16 protein-coding genes and 1 pseudogene are annotated in these 19294 nt (G+C 43.4%); all 17 read left to right on the top strand.

Translation table 11 applies throughout. The features are described from left to right. The first annotated feature begins 79 nt into the window (after positions 1-79). The 17 genes and pseudogenes from DP73_RS00155 (at position 80) to DP73_RS00075 (ending at position 19133) form a co-directional block, all read left to right on the top strand. Positions 80-2563 carry a LuxR C-terminal-related transcriptional regulator gene (locus DP73_RS00155; protein WP_034596493.1) on the top strand — a complete coding sequence of 828 codons (2484 nt, stop codon included), beginning with the start codon at positions 80-82 and terminating at the stop codon, positions 2561-2563. A gap of 107 nt (positions 2564-2670) precedes the next feature. Then, entirely contained in the window at positions 2671-2901 is a 231-nt protein-coding gene (locus DP73_RS00150; RefSeq protein ID WP_034596492.1) for a DUF2442 domain-containing protein, read from the top strand. Positions 2902-2929: 28 nt separating this feature from the next. After that, on the top strand, positions 2930-3589 hold the full coding sequence (locus DP73_RS00145) for a lysophospholipid acyltransferase family protein (protein WP_034596490.1): 660 nt from the start codon (positions 2930-2932) through the stop codon (positions 3587-3589). A 28-nt stretch (positions 3590-3617) separates the two neighbouring features. Continuing rightward, positions 3618-4580: an acyl-CoA dehydratase activase gene (locus DP73_RS00140; RefSeq protein WP_034596489.1), complete on the top strand. Its 963-nt coding sequence runs from the start codon at positions 3618-3620 to the stop codon at positions 4578-4580. Beyond that, positions 4561-5544, top strand: coding sequence for an acyl-CoA dehydratase activase-related protein (locus DP73_RS00135; RefSeq protein WP_034596488.1), 984 nt, complete (start codon positions 4561-4563; stop codon positions 5542-5544). The genes DP73_RS00140 and DP73_RS00135 overlap by 20 nt, the downstream gene beginning before the upstream one ends. After that, positions 5534-6640: an acyl-CoA dehydratase activase-related protein gene (locus DP73_RS00130; protein WP_034596487.1), complete on the top strand. Its 1107-nt coding sequence runs from the start codon at positions 5534-5536 to the stop codon at positions 6638-6640. The genes DP73_RS00135 and DP73_RS00130 overlap by 11 nt, the downstream gene beginning before the upstream one ends. A gap of 24 nt (positions 6641-6664) precedes the next feature. Then, entirely contained in the window at positions 6665-7513 is an 849-nt protein-coding gene (locus DP73_RS00125) for a phosphatidate cytidylyltransferase (RefSeq protein WP_034596485.1), read from the top strand. An 18-nt stretch (positions 7514-7531) separates the two neighbouring features. Then, the gene (locus DP73_RS00120) at positions 7532-8857 is read left to right on the top strand and encodes a hypothetical protein (protein ID WP_242865645.1); all 1326 of its coding nucleotides are present in this window, start codon (positions 7532-7534) and stop codon (positions 8855-8857) included. 16 nt (positions 8858-8873) lie between these two features. Beyond that, on the top strand, positions 8874-10541 hold the full coding sequence (locus tag DP73_RS00115; protein ID WP_034596484.1) for an AMP-binding protein: 1668 nt from the start codon (positions 8874-8876) through the stop codon (positions 10539-10541). Positions 10542-10554: 13 nt separating this feature from the next. Continuing rightward, a complete protein-coding gene (locus DP73_RS00110; protein WP_052090316.1) occupies positions 10555-10797 on the top strand; it encodes a phosphopantetheine-binding protein in 243 nt (80 codons plus the stop codon). A gap of 19 nt (positions 10798-10816) precedes the next feature. Beyond that, positions 10817-11425 (top strand): CDP-alcohol phosphatidyltransferase family protein, encoded by a 609-nt coding sequence (locus DP73_RS00105; RefSeq protein ID WP_034596482.1) that lies wholly within the window; start codon positions 10817-10819, stop codon positions 11423-11425. A 69-nt stretch (positions 11426-11494) separates the two neighbouring features. Then, positions 11495-12712 carry an aldo/keto reductase gene (locus DP73_RS00100; RefSeq protein WP_034596481.1) on the top strand — a complete coding sequence of 406 codons (1218 nt, stop codon included), beginning with the start codon at positions 11495-11497 and terminating at the stop codon, positions 12710-12712. Between the two features lie 503 nt (positions 12713-13215). Continuing rightward, positions 13216-13527, top strand: a pseudogene (locus tag DP73_RS00095) (Uma2 family endonuclease); the annotation flags it as partial. 105 nt (positions 13528-13632) lie between these two features. Beyond that, positions 13633-14262 (top strand): HAD family hydrolase, encoded by a 630-nt coding sequence (locus DP73_RS00090; RefSeq protein ID WP_034596479.1) that lies wholly within the window; start codon positions 13633-13635, stop codon positions 14260-14262. Between the two features lie 454 nt (positions 14263-14716). After that, complete coding sequence (locus DP73_RS00085) at positions 14717-15469, top strand: alpha/beta hydrolase (protein WP_034596478.1); 753 nt, start codon at positions 14717-14719, stop codon at positions 15467-15469. Between the two features lie 256 nt (positions 15470-15725). Continuing rightward, entirely contained in the window at positions 15726-17645 is a 1920-nt protein-coding gene (locus DP73_RS00080) for a PAS domain-containing sensor histidine kinase (protein ID WP_034596477.1), read from the top strand. 21 nt (positions 17646-17666) lie between these two features. After that, complete coding sequence (locus DP73_RS00075) at positions 17667-19133, top strand: sigma-54 dependent transcriptional regulator (protein ID WP_034596476.1); 1467 nt, start codon at positions 17667-17669, stop codon at positions 19131-19133. Positions 19134-19294 lie beyond the last annotated feature (161 nt).

Here is a 19294-nt window from a genome sequence, read left to right as displayed (position 1 = left end):
AAGAACAGACTGGATATTTTCAACGGTTGTAATCGGTGTAGGTTTGCTTTATTAGAAACTGAAAGTTGGAGAATTGAAGATGCCGAAACCAAAAAAGAACATAACGAGAAATCTCTATTTTCCTAAGCGGATAACGGATGCCCTCAAGGAAGTAACCAACTACCCTCTGACAATTGTCGAAGCGCCCATGGGCTATGGAAAAACGACGGCTGTGAGGGAGCTGTTGAGCAGGGATAAGGTAAATTTAATCTGGCTGAGAGTTCAGGACTGTTCCTTGAGTATTTTCTGGCAGAGGCTTTGCCGACAGCTGGGGGAGGTGGATCATGACCGATCACTAAGCCTTGCAGCCTTGGGCTTTCCCAGTAACAGCACATCCAGGCAGGAAGCTCTGAACCTCTTTGAGGATATGCACCTAAAAAGCACTACGGTGCTGGTCATAGACGATTATCATCTTGTGGAATGTCCTGAACTAAACAGCTTCCTGGAATTTCTGGTTATGAACGAAAGCACAGATTTGCATCTCTTGCTTACTGCCCGTCATACAGAGTTACAGAGAACAGAGGAATTAAGCTTGAAAGGCTATCTGCTGCCTATCGAAAAAGAAGCCTTTGAGTTTTCAGAGCAAGATATCAAAGGATATTACCGTCTTTGTGGTATTACCCTGAAAGATAATGAAGCAGCAAGGCTGTATGCACTTACAGAGGGCTGGATCAGCGCCCTCTACCTTATTATGCTTCAATATAGGGAGAATGGAATCCTGGAAACCTCCCAGGATATTAATAAGCTGCTGGAAAGTACAATATATCAGCATTTTCCAAATGAAATTAAGGAGCTTCTCCAGTCCCTCTGCCTCTTAGACAGCTTCAGTCTTGAACAGGCCATCTATTTAAGCAACAATAAAAATTCAGAGGCGCTTTTGGCAGAGATTATTGCCAAAAACGCTTTTGTTAAATATGATGAACATTTGAAAACCTATCACATGCATAAAATATTCACCAGATATCTGCGACACTTGCTTGAAGTCAGAGAAGAGGGCTTTCAAAGGCAGCTTTACCGAAAGATCGCTGAGTTTTCCCTGAAAAATGAAGACTATATTGAAGCCATGGAAAACTTCTATCGGGCCGAAGAATTTGAAAGCCTGCTTTTAGCGGTGGAAGCGGACCGGGGACACAGTATTCACAACGAACAGCGCGGGGCTTTTATTCAATTCTTCGAAAACTGCCCGAAAACCGTGCTTCTCAGGCACCCCACGGCTGTGCTGATTTACGCCCTTTGCCTTTTTTCCTTTAACGAAATGGAGCGTTTCCAACAGGTATGTGGAGAGTTTGCTGAAGCAGTCCGTTGCAATGAGGATCTTGGGTCGGAGAGTCTGGCCCAGTTGATGGGCGAGTTTGAACTGCTCTTATCTTTCACGGAATACAACAACATCCAAAAAATGTACGAACACATCAAAAGAGCGGAGGAACTATTAAAACAACCGGCTGAGTTTCTGGACACCAAAGGCAGTTGGACTTTTGGCTCACCATCAGTCCTGTATATGTTTTACAGAGAACCGGGAACCCTGAGGCAAGAGGTGCAGAACCTGAAGGAAGCTATGCCGGTATATAGCCGAATTACCAACGGGCATGGCTCAGGCAGTGAATATGTGCTGGAGGCAGAGTGGCATTTCAACCGGGGAGATTTTGTCAGCGCAGAGATTGAAGTACAAAAGGGTTTATACGCGGCTAAGCGCTGGAGTCAGGGAGACATTCTCTGTTGTGCTCTGTTTCTTCAAGCCAGATTGGCCATTATCAGGGGGGATTATTCCCAGACCCTTAATATTCTCCAGAAAATGCAGGAAGAACTCCACGGAAAACGGTGGTATAATCTGATGCACACCGCGGAGGTTTGTGACTCTTTTCTACAGGCCTGCCTGAAGAGGGAGGAACGCATTCCCTTATGGATTAAAGAGCGGGACTTGGATTCCAGCGGGCTGTATTTTCCGGCCAAAGTATTCTTGAATATCGTTTGTGGCAGGGTAATGTTGGTTAAGGGTGAATATCTGAAAATTTTAGGCACTGCGGAGGAATTTCTCGGTGAGGCAGGGGTTTTTCCAAACTTACTGGGAGAGATTTACACCTACATCTATATTGCAGCCGCTAATGAGAAGATATACCGGCGTACCGCTGCCCTGGAGGTCCTCGAGAAAGGGCTGGATCTTGCTGCAATGGACGAAGTTTATATGCCTTTTGTGGAAAACTGTGATTTTATTCAGACTCTGTTGGAAGAACTAGTTCGGAAAGGTAGTTTTCGTGAAGCTATCCGAAGGATATTAGAGATTGCAAGGGTTTACCAACCTTCGATACTACAAATTAGGAGAGAACACTTTCAGGAGAACAGACCTACACTGACAGAACGGGAAATGGAGATTGTGCAACTTGTCGTCAAGGGGCTGACTAACAAGGAAATCGGAGAGCGTTTATTCATCACGGTTAATACGGTAAAAACTACTTTAAAAAGCGTTTTCAGCAAGCTGTCGATTAATAACCGTGTACTGTTGAAGCAGCATTTTACTTCCACTTAATTCTCCTAACGCCGCCTAGGATCACCCGGTGGGTGGTGTAACTGTAAAAAGAACCACTATACAATGATTTGTATAGTGGTTTTAACGTTTTTGGAGGAGGTGAGGAAGTGGTTCAAATAAAAGAGGTCATCCCCCAAGAGGACTACCTGCTGGAAATCATCCTGAGTAATGGCAGCAGTATCAGCCTGAACATGAAAAGCAGGCTTAATACAGTACGCTTCAGGATGCTGGCAGATAAGGAGTTTTTTCGGAAGGTGACCACTGACGGCAGATTTGTCTCCTGGGGAGATGAGGTAGAAATATCGGTCAGTGAGGTTTTTCAACTGGCTCAAAAATAACTCTGACACTGAAATGATGGGAGATAAGATGAGGGAGATAATCAGGAAAACAAAATGGCTATTCATGGAATATGTGCTCTGGTGTTTTATGCGGCCTTTTCTTTGGTTATGCCAATTAGAATTAAGGAACTACGATCATTTACCGGCTAAACCTTATATCATGGCTTTTAACCATGTAAGCTATCTGGACTGGCTGATCCTGTTTCCCTTCTTTAATAAAATAAAAAAGCAACAAATAGTTTTTATAGGCAAAAAGAGGCTTTTCGAACATCCCTTATTTAAACACTTTATGGAATATGCCCGGGTTATTTGTGTGGACCAGGAAAACGTGAACAAAACCTTTATCTGTCAGGTGAGAAAGAGCTTGAAAGAAGGGAATATCTTGGGGATATTTCCGGAAGGGACACGTTCAGAGGATGGAAAGTTATTAAAAGGACAGCCGGGGATAACCCAACTGGCCATAATGAACCGGGTTCCGGTTGTTCCGGTGGGATTAAACGGATTTTACAATATTCTGCCCAAGGGCAAAAAGTTCCCCAGAATCAATAAGCTGGTGATTGAGATTGGGGAGCCGATTTATCTTGATCAATACTATGGCAAAAGGCTCACGGAACAGGAAATCGAAAGCCTTACCCGCTTAATCATGACTCAGATCGGTCATTTGACCCATCAGGAATATAACTTTTAGCAGGCAGCATTTGGGGAGGGACAGTAATTTGAACCAATACTACGTCGGGGTTGATGTTGGCTCCGTGAGTACAAACATCGTTTTGCTGGACAGTAAGGATAATCAGAAACTCTCTGAGGCCTTGTACATCAGAACTAAGGGACAGCCCATGGAGAGTTTAAGAGAAGGTTTTAAAATTCTCCAAGACAAGGGTTATAGCTCAGAGGATATTCTGGGGGTGGGGGTAACCGGAAGTGCCCGGGTCTTAATTGGCCATATTATTGGGGCAGACTCTATCAAAAACGAAATTACCGCCCACGCAGTTGCAGCCATTAATCGTTATCCCCAGGTGAAAACAGTGATTGAAATAGGCGGACAGGATTCTAAAATGATTATTCTGCGCGAGGGTGTGGTGGTGGATTTTGCCATGAATACCATTTGCGCCGCCGGAACGGGTTCTTTTCTGGACCAGCAAGCTTTTCGTTTAAACATTCCCATTGAAGAGTTTGGCGAGTTTGCCTTAAGAACCGTTGAGCCGGTTCGCATTGCGGGGCGGTGTACCGTATTTGCGGAAACGGACATGGTCCATAAACAGCAGGAGGGGGCAACGAAAGAGCAAATTGTTGCCGGGCTGTGTGAGGCTTTAGTAAGGAATTATTTAAACAATGTAGCGAAGGGTAAAAGCATTGAAGAGCCGGTACTCTTCCAGGGCGGAGTAGCCTTCAATCAAGGGATTAAAAATGCCTTTGAGAAGGAATTGGGGGTTCAGCTGGTCATTCCTGATCATTTCAATGTTATGGGGGCCTTAGGTAGTGCAATTTTAGCAAAAGAAGCGATTCACGAAACCAATAAACCGACTCTCTTCAAAGGGTTCGAGATTATGCAGAGAAACCATCTACTAAAGCGAGTGGAGTGCCGGGATTGTTCCAACGCCTGTGAGCTTACAGAAGTAACTGTGGCCGGTGAGATTGTAGCAAAGTGGGGAGACAGATGTGGGAAATGGCAAAAATAAGGAATTGTTAGCTGCGAAAATCATCGGTATTCCTCGGGGATTAAGTTACTATTTAGACAATTTCTCCTGGGAAGAGTTTTTTGAGATTCTTGGCTATCGGGTTGAATACTCTGAGGATTCTTCGGCAGAAACCTTTGCTGCGGGGAATCAGTTGGCGGGGAGTGAGCAGTGCTTTCCGGTCAAAGTTTACTACGGGCACGTGGTTTCTTTATTGCAGAAAACGACGAATCTCTTTATTCCCCAGTATACCAGTTTAGAGCAAGGGACCTATTGCTGCCCAAAAGTAATCGGCTTGCCTCAGCTCATCAAAAATACCATTCCTCAGGAATTCAATTTGCTCACGGCGGAGATTGACCTGGGAAGAGAAAAATTTACCAAGGGTAATATACTTTCCTTGGCCAGGCAATTGACTTGGAATCCCCTTAGAATCTCCAGAGCTTTAACTTATTTTGGGCAAAACAGCAAAAGATTGCCTTCGAAAATACCTGAAGGAGAAAAGTTTGTTGGCCCTAGCCGGGACCAGGGCAAGAACGGCTTGATAGGGGTTGTCGCCCATCAATATGCTTTGCAGGATTCTCTGCTGAATATGGGAATCATGAATCGACTGGGGGAATACGGTTTTGCTTATGTTACCTCTGAGCACTATCCCAGACCAGAGTCGCCAGCCAATCCGGGGTATTTTAACCGGAGAGCACCCCATTGGGATTTTGGTCAGAACATCCTCCATGCTGTTCAAGGGATGCTGCTGGATAAGGACATCCGGGGGATTATATTTATCACTTATTTTGGCTGCGGGATTGACGCCTTTCTGGAGGAAATCTTCAAAGATCAAGTATGTGACCAAAAGCCCTATTTAGGCCTGACTTTAGACGAACATTCAGGTGAAGCTGGTTTGATGACCAGAATCGAAGCATTTTTAGACATGATGATTCGAAAAGAGGGAAAAAACCGCCATGCAGACTAAAATTACCTTTCCCCATGCCGGAGAGTATTACGTTGTGTTTAAGGATTTATTCACCAACCTGGGCTATGAAGTCGTCGTTCCTCCGTCCACCAGTCAGAAAACCCTGGATATCGGGATCAAATTGGCTCCGGCTCAGGCTTGCCTGCCCTTTAAGATTACCTTGGGTAATTTAGTCCAGGGGATTGAAAAGGGGGCCAATTTGGTAGGCATGATCGGTGGCAAAACCGGAATTTGCCGCTTGGCTTACTATAGTGACATGTATCAGAAAATTTTGGCCGATAATGGCTATCCTGTGGAGTTATTAGCGGTCAAAGCCAAAAAGGAATTCTGGCTGAGTGTCAAAAAACATCATCCGACCCTGACACTTCGCCAATTTATGCAGACCATCAGAGACTTCTGGCGAAAATTAGTAATCTTTGAATTGATCAGAGAAAAATCCTTGGCAATTCGGCCTTATGAAATTAACCGAGGGGACTCTACCAGAATGAAAGGGAGATTCCTCCGCCAATTAGAGCAAACCACCAATGCTACTGAATTGAAAGCGCTGAAGCAGGAAATTATCCAGGGCTTTGCTGCCATCCCCATTGACAAGGAGAGAAAGATCATCAAACTCGGTTTGGTGGGGGAGTTTTTTCTGCTGATTGATCAATTTTCCACCCTGAACATGGAGGAATTCCTCGGGAATAACGGTGTCTTGCTTAAGTATTCCCTAAGCTTTTCCGAATTCTTTGTAGGGTCTTTGAAGCAAAAAAGATTTCTGGATAACTATCTGCCAACCCATAATAACCAAGTCTATAAATACGCTCAAAAGTATATCACCCGGCCAATTGGCGGGCACGGCAGAGAGTCTGTCGGAGAGGCAATTGTTTTTAAGCAGAAAGGCTATGATGGGGTTATCCACCTCTATCCTTTTTCCTGCATGCCGGAAGTTGTGGCGAGTTCAATTGTGCCTAGGGTCAGCGCTGATTGGGGGATTCCCATTTTAAGCATCTGTCTGGATGAGCATACGGGGGAAGCGGGTTTTCAAACCCGGCTTGAAGCCTTTACGGATATGATCAAACGAAAAAAATACCCTTTCATTGCTGAAGATGAATAAGAAATACGTTCTGGGGGTTTAGCCATGATTCTACGGGCCTATCTCTTTTTTCTCTGCGTGATTATCCTTATTTTCTCCCTTGCCTATGTGAAGAAGAGTCGAGAGACAGTCTTACGAGTAGCCTCATTTTTTGGGATTTTGAATGTCATTTCCCTTGCTTCTATCCTGGGGGTTAAGGCTGTTTTTAGCTTGGTTTCCCTGATCCTTCTCTTAAGCATCTATGAATTGGGGAAAAACTACCAAATTAAATACCCCATACTCTTAGCTCTGATCGTAGCAGGATGCTATTGGCTGATGCTATCCTTCGATTCCTATCTGATTTATTTTATCCCCCCATTTCTTCTCCTGGTGGCACTGACCTTCGCCGGAACCTTAAAGATGATCAGAAATCCCTTCTACGTCTATTCTTTCGGGGTAATGTCCCTGGCTGTTTCCGCTGCCAGCCTAGTGGCTCTATACTCACTAAATCCTGATACTCTTTGGTTTCTGATCGCTATGCTGGCCTTTAACGATGTGACCGGATACTTCGCCGGCCGAAAGTTCGGCAAAACCTTTGTCTTTAAAGTTCTGAGCCCCAAGAAAACCCTGGAAGGTTATCTCGGAGGATTGGGTGGGTTACTGGCAGGCCTCATTTTGTTTCACACCATCATCCCTGTTTTAGCCGAAACGACACTCATCCAGAACGCAATTCTGCTCATCACCATTTTTATCTTTGGAAATGCCGGTGATTTAGTGTTTTCCAAGATTAAACGAAGTGTAGGCATTAAGGATTTCAGCAATTTTCTCCCGGGTCATGGCGGGATTCTGGACAGGTTTGACAGCACTTTCACAGTCTCACCGCTGCTGTTCATGTTTTTATACTACCTGAACTAGAGGGAGGCCGGTCAAGCTGTGCTAAACACTTTAATATTCAAGAGAAATACAATCTACTTCTTTACTTCATTTATTTGGACGGCAACCTTAAGTGTTTTACCGCAAGCATATTTTATGTCCAATTATCCGGAACAGAAGAATACCTTCCTGAGCTTATTTCTGTTGTTAGGAACCTTGGCTTCCATTGGGGGAATTCTTACCTCCCAAAAGGATAAGTTCTATTCCTCGCTAATCGCTCCTGTCCGCCGCAGAAACTTTCTGACTGCCTGCTGTATTTTTACCATGACAGCATCCTTTTCCGGACTTTTGGCAGTTAAAAATTTATGGCTCTATTTTGCCTGCTTTGTGCTCCTGAAATTTATCTCGAATTTTTTTTATAACTGTCTGGATCGCTTTTTTGTCGCAGAGTCTGAGCGGGAGCAGTTGGAAATCCATGTTCGCTCCAATCTTTTTTTTCAACTGCTGGGTATTATGCTGGCACCCCTCTATTTCTCCTGCTTCGCTGCCAACCCAATCCAGAATATTATCTTAATCTGGACGATTGCCCTGCTGAGCCTGCTTTTTCTTAGCCAAGATCCCCAAGAAATCAGGCCTGATTTTCGAGCAGACGAAGGGTCGCTTCCCAAAAGTAAGTTGAATTTATATGATCGGTTATTTGTTGCCTATTCAGCCCTGATTTTAACGGCAGTAACCATGCTGATTTCCATGATGATCTATATTTTGAGTGATTATTATCAGTTCAGCAACCCAACAGCTAAGGGAGGAACGATTATTGGAGTTATCAGTATCTTTGCAGTGCTCACAGTCTTAAGGTTCGGTTTTTTCTCCAAGCAGCCCATCAAGCTGACAGACAACCCGAACTTTTCTGCTAACTCTAACGGTATCGCCACATTGGTATTGATCCTGATAACGCTGCTCTTTTATTTAAAGATTTCCAGGTCCTTTGCCTTTTTGCTTGGTGGGTGTTCTTTGGCCGGAATCTCCTACGGAATATTTCTTTTCTGTACCCGAAATTATGCCAGCAGAGCCTCTGCTAATACGAAGATTAACACGGGATTGATCTCCATCTACAACAACCTGCCTAACTATGCCTCCTTGGCCTGCTACCTGCTGACTCTCTCCGTATCCCTGGCAGCAAAAACTTACGGACTGGATTTCAGTAAGCTAATGCTCAAGATTGTCTGGGGTTTCTTCGTGATGGCCTTAATAACCTTATATTTAATGAGGATTAAAACTAAACCTGTCCTAATGATACAGCGGTTAGACAAACCCCCAAAAATAGCAGGGTTGGGCTTGAATAAAGGCTTTACAGATCGGGATATTGACCGTAAATCAAAGAAATAGAAGGGGGGCTGGCTGTGTGAATAATTACCCATTATATCAAGCGGATCAAGTCCTGGACTTGAGAGAGTTCATGGAAAATTGCCTAACTAAGTATGCAGAGAGCATTGCCTTTAGGTATAAAGAAAAAGGCCTGGAGATTAAAAGAACCTATCAGGATTTTTATGACGATGTGAAATTTCTGGGGATTTCTCTGCTTAAATTAGGAGTGAAAAATCACAAAGTTGCCGTGATAGGGGAAAATAGTTACGAGTGGATTGTGACCTATCTTGCGACTGTCAATAGCGGGAATGTTATTGTGCCTCTGGACAAGGAACTAGGCCCCAAGGTAATCGCTGGAATTTTAAGGGAAACCAAAGCCAAAGCCTTGGTTTATTCAGCGCAGTATCAAGAAATTGCTCAAGCCGCAATCAATGCCCTAGATAGGGACTTAATCTTAATTGAGACGGAAAAGAATCCTCAAACTACTAATTCCCTAAATTTCTGGCAGCTGATTGATCAGGGAAAAAACTATGTGCTGGAAGATATAGATTTTGCAAGCCTCAAGCTGGAGAGAGACCAGCTGGCAGCCATAAACTACACTTCAGGGACAACAGGCTTAAGTAAAGGGGTCATGTTAACCCATAGGAATCTTATCTCCAATACCATCGGTGCTCTGAATAATGTTCAAGTTTATACTACATCCTTACTAATTTTGCCTATCCATCATACCTTTGGTTTCACAGCAGGAGTGTTGAGTATGCTCCATGCCGGGACTTGTATCTGCATCAACAGCAGTCAGAAGAAACTAGCCGGTGATTTGCAGGATTATAAACCGGAACATCTCTTTTTGGTACCACTCTATGTGGAAACTCTGTACAAAAAAATCTGGCAGATTGCTAAATCAACCCATAAGGAAAAGCTCCTAAAAAGAGTTTGCAGAATAAGTGATACTTTATTGGCCGTAGGAATTGACCTTAGAAAAATCCTCTTTAGAAATGTTATTGCTGCCTTTGGCGGAGAATTGAAGCTGATAGTCTGTGGCGGGGCACCCCTGGATCCAAAGTATGTCAAGGGATTTAGAAGCTTTGGCATTAATGTACTCAACGGCTACGGCATAACAGAATGCTCACCTATTGTTGCTGTCAACCGCAACGAGTATTACAGAGACGGCAGTGTTGGAAGGGTCTTATCCTGTTGCCGAGTAAAGCTCCACAACCTCAATGAAGATGGGGAAGGGGAGATCCTGGTCAGCGGAGATTGTGTTATGAGGGGCTATTTCAAAAACGAGCAAGAAACTGACAGAGCTTTCCTGGATGGGTGGTTTAGGACAGGAGATATTGGCAAACTGGATGCAGATGGATTTTTATTTATCACTGGCAGGACTAAGAACATCATCATCTTCAGTAATGGGAAAAACATCTATCCTGAAGAACTGGAAATGCTCTTAATGAATATTCCCTCTGTTAACGAAGCCTTAGTTTATGCCGATAGTAATCAAGAAGATCAAGAGCTTTATATAGTTGCCGAGGTCTATTTAGCTGAAGAATACAGGGAAGGTCAGCCCCTGGAGAATATTAAGCAAGAACTAGCTAAGGAAATTAACCTGCTTAATAAGGCCCTGCCGGCTTACAAAAACATCAGCCAATTTAGAATCAGGCAAACTGAATTCGAGAAGACCACCACCAAGAAGATTATCAGGAAATGAGGGGAATTAAGCTATGTTTAATCAAGTCGTGGCAATCATCACGAAATACCATGATGCAAACCTTGAGAAAATCCATCAGGACAGTCATTTAATCCATGATTTATCCTTAAACTCCTTAGAGATAGTGGAAATGGTCTGTGATCTTGAAGAATCCTTTGGAATCGAGATTCCCGATGCCCATATCAGCCAATTCAAAACAATAAGGGATATCTTAGAATACCTAGACCAAAAGACTCACCAAAAAGTTCTAAGCTAAGGGAGAGGGAGGGGTTGGCTTGAAGAGAAAATCTGTTTATCTAAAGTACCTGAATATCCCCAATACCATCACCGGATGCTCTTTGGCTATCGGCTTTATCACCTTGACCCTGATTTTCCAGCAAGAGCTTAAGTTTGCTTTAACCCTTTACGCCTTCACCCTCTTGCTTGACCGGCTTGATGGGATTGCCGCCCGGAAATTCGGGATGGAATCAGACTTTGGCAAAGAACTGGACAGTTTGGCAGACTTTTTCAACTTTTGCATCGTGCCTGCGCTTATTGCCTATTTCCTGGGGTTGAATTCCCTAGGGTCAGTTCTGATTCTCATCGCTTATATCCTCTCGGGGGTAAGCCGACTGGCCCATTTTAATCTGGAGGGGATGGAGGAAATTGAGGGCAAAAAGTATTTTTCAGGTATTCCCACTACCCTGGCAGCGAGCTGGTTTTTGATTACTCTTTCTTTGCTCGAACTATTCAATCTCCTGCATTTGCATTATGTTTTGCTCCTGTTTTTTAGCGCTTTAGCTGTTTTGATGATTGCCCCTTTGCAGTGCAACAAAAATGGACTGCTGGTTAAGTCCTTATACCTGTTAATCCCGACAGCAATCCTTTCTATATGGTTATTTTAGCGAACTATTTGTATCAAAGGGATCGTTGCAACTCATGCTGAATTGAGATGAGAGGACAGGAAAATAGATATGCTTTATAGAGAAATGGGCAATACAGGCGACAAGGTTTCAATTCTAGGTTATGGCTGCATGCGTTTTCAGGAAATCAACGGGAGAATCGATGCCCAACGCACAGAAAGGCAGCTGCTTCAGGCGATAGACAATGGTGTCAATTATTTTGATACGGCTTATGTCTATCATGGCGGGAAAAGTGAAAGCTTTTTGGGTGAGGTGTTTTCCAAGGGGATTAGAAACAAAGTGAAAATTGCCACCAAGCTGCCAACCTATCTGATCCAGTCCCGGCGAGGAATGGAAGAGGTTCTGGAAACCCAGTTGAAGAGGCTTAAGACGGATCGGATCGACTATTACCTCCTGCATATGCTAACGGATTTTGCTTCCTGGGAAAAAATGAAACGCCTCGGGATTCTGAATTTTCTGCAAAGCGCCCGGAGGGACGGCAAGATCATTCATACTGGTTTTTCCTTTCACGGGGACAGAGAAAACTTTAAGCTGATTGTCGATGACTATGACTGGGACATGTGCCAAATCCAGTACAATTATCTTGATGAATATTACCAGGCAGGAACTGAAGGCCTTCAGTATGCAGCTGCCAAAGGGCTGGGTGTCGTTGTCATGGAACCTCTCCGAGGAGGGAGATTAGTGGGCAGGATACCTGCGGAGGTTGAAAAAATCTGGAGTAAGGCCGAATTAGAAAGGACACCTGCCGAATGGGCCTTGCGCTGGGTGTGGAACCACCCTGAGGTAACCATGTTGTTGTCAGGGATGAACGAAGAAGCACAGATTAGGGAAAATATCCGCACAGCAGGGGAGGCTTATCCGAATTCCTTAGCACAGGAAGAACTGGCTGTCGTGGAAAGAGTTAAGGATGCTTATCAAAAACTGCTCAAGATTGGCTGCACAGGCTGCCGATATTGTCTACCTTGCCCGTCGGGCGTCGATATTCCAAACTGCCTGGGGATTTATAATGATAAGCATCTTTTTCAGACCAAACGGACAAAAATTCATTATTTTCTCATGACAAGCGGTTTAGTCGGGGGTGTACCCAGCCATGCCTCACTCTGCAGCGGTTGTGGAAAGTGTGAGAAAGTTTGTCCCCAGCATCTAAAGATCCGGAGTCATTTGCAGGATGTTGTAAGGACGCTGGAATACCCGGCTATGAAGCAGTTGACTGGGCTTATTCATTGGGGGATCAAGGGATTAAATTTAGTAAAGAGGAAAAAGGATTAAGCTTGTGCACTTATGGGGGGATATTGATGTTAACATTTGATGGTGAAGTCAAAGTACTATCAACCATATCAATATTGTGATAGATATATGCCCAGCAGAGTGGAGATGGTATACAGATGATACAAACCTGGTTTAGATATAGTTAAAAGCACCCAAATCGAGTGCTTGTATGCTATAATTTACCTATAACAGAAAAAGGCTTGCCGGGCGAGTGTTAATACTTTCATTCCATAAACGGAAATAGACCGCCTCACAACAAAGGTTCGGTCTATTCCGCACTTTTGACGCCGACCGCTCTAGAAGCGGTTGTTATATTGGAGTCATGCGAGCAACATGGCTCCTCTTTGCTTATAGTATACCACAGTTGATTCAAGTATCACTATAATTAGAATGATCACCGATGTTTCTAAGTCTGTTAGAAGGTAGTTTTATAGAGGAAGTACTGCCCGAAAAGTTCCAGTACCCATTATTATCTCGGCTACATGGATTTGCAGAAAGGAGCTGACATTACTGTTGTATGTGACCAATCTAAAATTGATAAACAAGGCTGTAAGGGTATACCCGACTTGATAATTGAAATTATTTCTCCATCTTCGATTAAACATGACAGGGTTACCAAGTTTAATCAATATGAAAAAGCTGGAGTTGTGGAATACTGGATTGTTGAGCCAGAAGGTAAGCTTGTAAGTGTATTCATATTGCAAAGTAACGGTAGGTATGGTAGGCCAGAAATATACACAGAAGATGAAACAATAAATGTATCAATATTTCCAGATTTAATGGTAGATTTGAGTGCGGTGTTTCCTTCTATTTAAAAGGGAGACAACGCATTTTCATAATCGATAGATTGTTTCTCTTATTATTATTCTCCTGCGAAGCAAACATATTGGATCGGTAGCAATTTAAAGGATGGTAAGAAAATGGAGATTGATAGTATTATTTTTGATTTAGACGGCACACTTTGGAATTCCATGGCAGGAATTTGTGAGGCCTGGGAAACGGTCTTAGCCAATTATCCTAACATTATAAAGGGAGTAACCCCTGAAGATATGCAGGGCTGCATGGGGCTGCCAATGGATGAAATAGGCAAAAAGTTGTTCCCGGAATTAGATGAACCTAGTCAAAAGAAATTAATGAAAGAATTCTGTGAAACAGAACAAGCTCATTTAGAGAAACATGGCGGAATATTATACCCTAAATTAGAAGAAACCCTTGTAAAGTTAGCTGAAAAATACAAATTGTTCATAGTCAGTAATTGTCAGGATGGCTATATCCAGGCCTTCTTTAAGGCCCATAGCTTAAATAAATACTTCAGTGATTTTGAATGTTGGGGTGTAACCGGGCTGTCAAAAGGGGAAACCAATAAAATCCTCATAGCAAGAAATGAACTAAAAAAACCTATTTATGTAGGAGATACCATGGGAGATGCTCAGTCAGCCAAAGTGGCGGAAATTCCCTTTGTATATGCCAGATATGGCTTTGGTAAGGTTGAAGAGTATGATTATGTGATTGATTGTTTTGAAGAATTGTTAACGATAATATTACCTTAAAAAACCGAACACTATAGCTTTCTTTGTCTAATGCCTGGTTCCAGTTAATAAAGGGAAATCATATATTCCAATGTCTAGGAATAAGTAAAAGAAGGAGGCGCCTAAAGAACTGAGTGCAGTTTAAAGGCGCTCCTTTTCTATGGGAAATTGCTTACGTCACCGGCGGATCATAGAGATCGTTTGTGGTCATCTCAACCACCCTAATATCCCGTATCGCAGCCAGTTCGCCTTACTAAATCCTGCAACTGCTCAATAAACTGCCAGGCGGTGCTTCTATTAGCGTTGCAAGGATTTTTTTATATTGGCTTGGATAGGTTTTCACTGTATGAATATTGGGTCGTGACTAACATCTTATGAAATGTGTCAAAGAGAGGATATGTCATTTGCTTGTCGAAATATTTTATAATGAGGTTTAAGTATTCAAATACTTATTGGGCGAATGAAGGAGGCTGTCATGCAAAAAGAAAGCATTCGTGGATTAAACGGTTACAATATCCCGTGCGTGAACAATCTAAGCGGTGACGAGAAGAGGATTGTCATCATTAGCCATGGACTTGGCAGCAGCAAGGAAAGTCCGACGGCTAAGTCTATTGCAGCAGCACTTTCGGAACACGGCATTGGGACTTATAGCTTTGATTTTCCCGCTCATGGCGATAGCACGGTAGACGGCGAGATGTTTAGAATATCTAACTGTCTGAACGACCTTTCTGCGGTGGAAGCCTATATCCTTGAGCTCAGGCCTGAGGCGGATATCGCCTATTTCTCCTCCAGCTTCGGAGCGTACATCAATTTGATCTATCTGGCAACGCGCACCCACACAGGCAAGAGATCGTTATTGCGCTGTGCGGCAGTGGATATGCAGGGGCTGTTTAAAAACGCTACTTCTCCGGAGCAGTATACTAAGCTAAGGGAGCAGGGCTACATTATGCTGGATGTTGACTATATTCGCCCTTTGAAGATCACAAGGGAATTCTACGCCGACCTAGACGCGAATAATGTGTTCCAACTCTACCAGCGGGGTCAGGCAGAGTTAGCTATGATCCACGGTGATGCCGATGAGACCGCGTCTGTGGTGGACGCGCGGCGCTTTGCCAAGCAGTTCGGAGCGAGATTAACCGAGGTCAAAGGTGCAGATCACCGTATTAGGACTCCGGACGGATTGAACCAGGTAATTAAGACTGCGGTGCAGTTTTTCAAAGAAGATTAATATACTATATCCTTTTCATATCTTTAATCTAGTCCTCAAACAGGCTCCCGGTTACATAAGCGAGAGGAAAGGGAATGTTCATAAGAATAAACTGGCCATGCCGGTTAGCCTTTCACAATGAGCCCGAAAAGGCAGAAATAATGGCTTACACTATCAATTGGTGATTTTGTTAGCATTCGACTAGCCGCATGTGATAAGGTGTGAGACGGCTAACCCGTGCAACGACAGTACTGTCATGTCAAAGGAGTTTATGTAAATGTCGAGACAATACAGAAGAAAAATCAATCTTAAACTCGCTGCGAATCAATCTATAGATATCTCTCGAAAAATGGAATCCTATCGTCAAAGCAATGAATTATACCGGGTATTAGTCGATCAAGCCGGTGTAGGCATCTTTGTAACTGATTGGGAATACCGCCTAATAAACATAAATTCCTGGCTTTGCTCAATGTTTGGCTATGCTAAGGAGGAACTTAGAGAGAAAAACTTCGTTGAGTTAATTGCTTCGGAAGGCCTGAATAACGGGTATGAACTTGTTTCTAAAATTAAAGAAGGTAAGAAAATTATTGAAGAATTATGGTGCCGGCGAAAAGATAACTCTGTTTTCTTGTGTGAATTAACAATTAATATACTTTCCGACGGCAGACTGCAAGGGATTGCCCGGGATATTACCAAGTACAGGCAGACTGAACTGGCTTTAAAAGAAAGTATGGCCCGCTACCAGGCAGTGGTGGAAGATCAGATTGAACTGATCAGGCGTTTTCGACCGGACGGTACGCTGACCTTTCTCAATAGTGCCTTCTGCAAGTATTATGGTAAGGCCATGGATGAATTACTGGGCCAAAACTTCATGAATTTATTCCCGGCGGAGGATCGAGAAACTGTCCATAGCCAGATTTTCTCCCTTAACAAAGAGAATCCGGTGGCTATCGCTGAGCGCCGCTTTATCAGACCAAATGGGGAAGTTGTTTGGCAGCAGTGGACAAATAGAGCTGTCTTTAACGAGAGCGGGCAAATAGTTGAGTATCAATCCGTGGGTAGGGATATTACCAACCAAAAACAAGTAGAGGAGCAGCTCAAAAGAAGTGAAGCCAGGTACAGGGCAATTGTGGAGGATCAGGTTGAACTGATCAGGCGGTTTAACACTGATGGAACCCTTACTTTTGTAAATGGGTCCTTTGGCAAATTTATCGGACAACCCGTCGAAGAAATTATTGGGCAAAATTTTACTACTTTTATTCGGGCCGACGACCGGGAGGAAATAAGGAAAAAAGTTTACTCTTTGACCCCGGAAAACCCTGTTGTCGTTACGGAACCGAGATTTGTTGACAATCAAGGCAAAGTACATTGGACCCAGTGGGTGAACCGGGCTATCCTAAATGAGCATGGTAAAATCGTGGAATACCAGTCTGTGGGACGAGATATAACTGCCCAAAAACAAGCAGAATTAAAAATTGCCGAAGCCAGAGAAGCAACTGAAAGGGCTTCCAGGGTTGCCACCCTGGCCGTTATCGGCGGAGGAATTGCTCACGAAATTAACCAACCCTTAAATGCCATTAAGGTTTTGGCAGAAACAATCCTATATCTCTATAACTCCAGGAAAGAGGTGCCTGGAGAAGAAATTATAAAAAGTGTCACGAATATATCCCGACAGGTTGACCGCATCGATTCCATCGTAAACCACCTGCGTTCCTTCCTTAAACACAGCCAGAGTTTTGATTATGTACCCTGTGATATCAACGAAGTGGTGGAAAATTCCTTGTCCCTGGTAAATAACCAGATTTTATCACGGCGTATTAAAGTAAGCAAAAAACTAGAGGCTGTTTTACCTGTCTGCGGCTGCTTTGTTCGTTTTGAGGAAGTTGTGTTAAACTTACTAATGAATGCAGTACAGGCCTTAGAACCCTATATACAGGAACAAAAAGAAATCGTCATCAGTACCTGGGTAGCAGACCATAAAATCCACCTAACAGTTAGGGATAATGGACCAGGGATTGACCCGGAGATTGCCCAAAAAATATTTGAACCATTTTTTAGTACCAAGGATGCCGGCAGTTCCATGGGCCTGGGAATGTCGATTGTTCATTCGATTGTAATGTCAAGTAACGGAACGATTTCAGTGGCTAATAACCCCAGTGGCGGAGCTAGTATTCATATTACCTTTCCTAGTTGTTAAGCATCATGGAGGCGAGAAGCTGTGAAGATTTTACTTGTAGATGATGAACGGGAGAGTAGGTCATTTTTAGCCAACTACTTAGCTCTCCAGGGTCATACTATAATCGAGTGTGATTCCGGCGAAGAAGCTTTGGAAGTTTACAAAGAGAACCGCTTTCAGATGGTATTATCAGACATAAAAATGTCCGGTATGTCAGGTATAGAACTGATTGAGGCAATTAAGTCCTTAGACATGGAACCAAAAGCAGACCTGGTACTTTATACAGGTTTTGTCGACGTATCTCTGGCTATTTCCGCTTTAAGGGCAGGAGCCTATGATTATTTGACCAAGCCCATTAACTTTGAGGAATTAACGTCGATCCTGGAACGAGTTGAGGAACACCAGAATCTCTTGTATGAAAATAAAGTGCTTACTGAGCACTTTGATGAGAAGTTACAAGAGGCCACTAAGGAGGCTGAACATCAATTAACCCAACTTAAGCAACTGGTTGCTAAACAGGCCGGGATTGAAAATATTGGGGTTTTTTCTGAGGTGATGAAAAGCCTGGTCAAGCATGCCCAGCAATACCATACGGATCGAACGGTTCCTGTCTTGATTCAAGGCGAAACGGGAGTGGGGAAAGAGGTTATCGCTCGAATCATACACTATGGAAACATGGAAACCCCGGGTCCCTTTGTGGATATAAACTGTGCTGCCATTTCCCCAACCTTATTTGAAAGTGAGCTGTTTGGTTACGAAGGCGGTTCTTTTACCGGGGGGGTGAACAAAGGGCAAAAAGGCAAATTTGACATTGCAGCCGGCGGCACTCTGTTTTTGGATGAAATAGTCGAATTGCCTTTGGAACTGCAGGCTAAACTTCTCCGCGTATTAGAAGAAAAAAGTTTCTATCGTGTTGGCGGCTTGAAAAAGATTAAAACGGATGTGCGAATTATTTGTACCGCAAACTTGGACTTTGAAAAGCAAATTGAGGCAGGCATGTTCCGTATAGATTTATACTATAGGCTCAAAGTAGGGCGGATCTTAATCCCTCCCTTGCGTGAAAGAGTAGACGACATACTGCCTCATACCCTAATGTTCTTAAAGGACTTTTCCCAACGCCGGGGTAAACATTTCAGCAGGATCAGTGAACCGGCTGCCAAGTTTCTCTTGTCCTATCAATGGCCGGGCAATGTGCGGGAACTTCGCAACGCAATGGAATGGGTATCTTTTATGTTTGATGATGAAGAGTTAAAATTAGAGCATCTAAGCAATCTTACTCCAAAAGCTACGGGTAATCCTACGCCCAAGGGTACAGGGGAGAAAAAAGAAACCAAATCTTTACCGCCTGACCCAATTAATCTTGACAAGCACATAGATGATCTGGTTGAGGAAGCCCTGAGAATATACAAGGGCAACAAGACAAAAGCCGCTCAACATTTGGGAATTTCAGTGCGAGCCCTTTACTACCGTCTTGAAAGAATGCAGAAAAACCTTGCCAGAAAGAATTAATTATCTTCCCCCGATCCATCATTGTAAGTGTTCACTTATGAATGGTGGTGCGGGGGATTTTTTCATATTAAACCATGCAATATTTTCATACCTATAACAATAACGTATACGTTCATTTATAGTCAGCCCAGAAAATGATAAGTTTTTATCTGACTGCAAAG

The sequence above is a fragment of the Desulfosporosinus sp. HMP52 genome (genome assembly GCF_000765145.1).
Taxonomy (GTDB): Bacteria; Bacillota; Desulfitobacteriia; order Desulfitobacteriales; family Desulfitobacteriaceae; genus Desulfosporosinus.
The sequence above is the reverse complement of the archived record's forward strand: the minus strand, read 5'-3'. Positions and strand labels throughout refer to the sequence as shown.